Origin of the sequence: Streptococcus suis, assembly GCF_002964045.1 — a bacterium.
Taxonomy (GTDB): Bacteria; Bacillota; Bacilli; order Lactobacillales; family Streptococcaceae; genus Streptococcus; species Streptococcus suis_U.
Map to the genome: position 1 here is coordinate 1 of NZ_POPB01000090.1, position 281 is coordinate 281.

The 281-nt window shown below is 29.9% G+C and carries 1 protein-coding gene; it reads right to left on the reverse strand.

The genetic code is table 11. From position 1 onward, the window contains the following. On the reverse strand, positions 1-281 hold a 281-nt coding region (locus C1E99_RS14560; protein WP_161951111.1), incomplete at both ends, for a hypothetical protein.

Genomic DNA, 281 nt, shown 5'->3' on the forward strand with positions numbered 1-281 from the left:
CATATTTTTGAAATATCTCCTTGATAAATCAATCAATTCCTTGTTTAATGCTTCATCTACACTTATTTCTATTTTCATACCTCCTTCAGCTCTTCTTTTTTGGTGTGTAGTTACAATATTTCCTTTTTTATCTGATGTTGAAAAATGAGGGGTACCTATGATAAATTCATCATCCGTTTTCTTAATAAATGGTACACCGTAAAGCTTACCGTCAATAAATTCTTCTACAATGACTTCAATTTGCTCATGATAAAATTCTTTCTCCTTTTCTTTGACTTTTG